This window comes from Bradyrhizobium sp. (assembly GCF_035701725.1).
In the GTDB taxonomy this organism is placed as follows: domain Bacteria; phylum Pseudomonadota; class Alphaproteobacteria; order Rhizobiales; family Xanthobacteraceae; genus Bradyrhizobium.
In genome coordinates this window covers 1-2,194 of sequence record NZ_DASSRP010000157.1, presented here as the reverse complement: position 1 = coordinate 2,194, position 2,194 = coordinate 1, and the positions used below count along the sequence as shown (strand labels likewise).

At 62.5% G+C, this 2,194-nt stretch carries 1 pseudogene; it reads left to right on the top strand.

Features of this window, described 5'->3' with window-relative positions:
* Positions 1-2,194: pseudogene (locus VFL62_RS09165) on the top strand (DNA-directed RNA polymerase subunit beta'); the annotation flags it as partial.

The window sequence follows — 2,194 nt, the reverse complement described above, 5'->3', positions numbered from 1 at the left end:
CGCTGTCGCTGGAAGCGCAGTTGGAAGCGCGCGTCCTGATGATGTCGACCAACAACATCCTGCATCCCGCGAATGGCCAGCCGATCATTGTGCCGTCGCAGGACATCGTGCTCGGCCTCTATTATCTCTCGATCATGCGCGAAGGACTGCCCGGCGAGGGCAAGCTCTACGGCGAGATGTCGGAGATCGAGCACGCGCTGCACTCGAAGGTCATCCACCTGCATACCAAGATCAAGTATCGCTGGGAGGGCGTCGACGAGGAGGGCAAGCCGGCCAAGCGCTGGATCGAAACCACCGCGGGCCGCGTCATGCTCGGCAACGTGCTGCCGAAGTCGCCGAAGATTTCCTACGACATCATCAACAAGCTGATGACCAAGCGCGAAATCTCCGGCGTGATCGATCAGGTCTATCGCCACTGCGGCCAGAAGGAGACGGTGATCTTCTGCGACCGCATCATGGCGCTCGGCTTCTACAATGCGTTCAAGGCCGGCATTTCCTTCGGCAAGGACGACATGGTGGTGCCGCACGGCAAGTGGAAGATCGTGGATACCACGCGTACGCTGGCGAAGGATTTCGAGCAGCAGTACAACGACGGTCTGATCACCCATGGCGAGAAATACAACAAGGTCGTCGACGCCTGGTCGAAGGCGACGGAAGAAATCGCCAAGGAGATGATGAAGGAGATTTCCGCGACCAAGAAGAACGCCAAGGGCGCGGAAGCCGACATCAACTCGATCTACATGATGGCCCACTCCGGCGCGCGTGGTTCGCCCGCGCAGATGCGTCAGCTCGCGGGTATGCGCGGCCTGATGGCGAAGCCGTCCGGCGAAATCATCGAGACGCCGATCATTTCCAACTTCAAGGAAGGTCTGTCGGTGCTCGAATACTTCAACTCGACCCACGGCGCTCGCAAGGGCCTCGCGGACACCGCGTTGAAGACCGCCAACTCCGGTTACCTGACCCGCCGTCTGGTCGACGTCGCGCAGGACTGCATCATCAACTCCGATGACTGCGGCACCAAGCTCGGCATCAAAATGCGCGCCATCGTCGATGCCGGCACCGTGGTGGCCTCGCTCGGCTCCCGCATCCTCGGCCGCACCGCGGGCGAGGACGTGCGCGATCCCGCCTCCAACAGCGTGGTCGTCAAGCGCGGCACGCTGATGGAAGAAAGCCACGTGGAAGCCATCCATCAGGCTGGTATCCAGGAGGTGAAGATCCGCTCGGCGCTGACCTGCGAACTCGTCAACGGCATTTGCGCGAAGTGCTATGGGCGCGATCTTGCCCGCGGCACGCCGGTCAACCACGGCGAGGCGGTCGGCGTCATTGCGGCGCAATCGATCGGCGAGCCTGGTACCCAGCTCACGATGCGCACCTTCCACATCGGCGGTGCGGCGCAGATCAACGAGCAGTCGTTCGTTGAATCGAACTTCGACGGCAAGGTGACGATCAAGAACAAGGCGATCGCCCGCAACAGCGAAGGCCACCCGGTCGCAATGGTCCGCAACATGGTCGTTGCGATCACGGACGCCGACGGCACCGAACGTGCGACCCACCGTATCCAGTACGGTGCCCGCATGCACGTCGACGAGGGCGACACGGTCAAGCGCGGCCAGCGTATCGCCGAGTGGGATCCCTATACCCGCCCGGTGCTGACCGAAGTCGAGGGCACGATTGCCTTCGAGGATCTGGTCGAAGGTCAGTCGATCTCGGAAACGCTCGACGAATCCACCGGTATCGCCAAGCGCGTCGTCATCGATTGGCGCACGACGCGGGGCGGCGCCGACCTGCGGCCGGCGATCGTGATCAAGGGCAAGGACGGCAAGGTGCTGAAGCTCGCGCGTGGCGGCGATGCCCGCTACATGCTGTCGGTCGACGCCATTCTGTCGGTCGACATCGGCTCCAAGGTCAAGCCTGGCGATATCCTCGCCCGTATCTCGACCGAAAGCGCGAAGACGCGTGACATCACGGGCGGTCTGCCGCGCGTGGCCGAACTGTTCGAAGCGCGCAAGCCGAAGGATGCGGCGATCATCGCCGAAATCGCCGGCACCATCCGCTTCGGCCGGGATTACAAGAACAAGCGCCGCCTCTCGATCGAGCCGATGGACAAGACCGAGGAGCCGCGCGAGTACCTGATCCCGAAAGGCAAGCACATCCACTTGCAGGACGGCGACATCGTCGAAAAGGGCGATTTCAT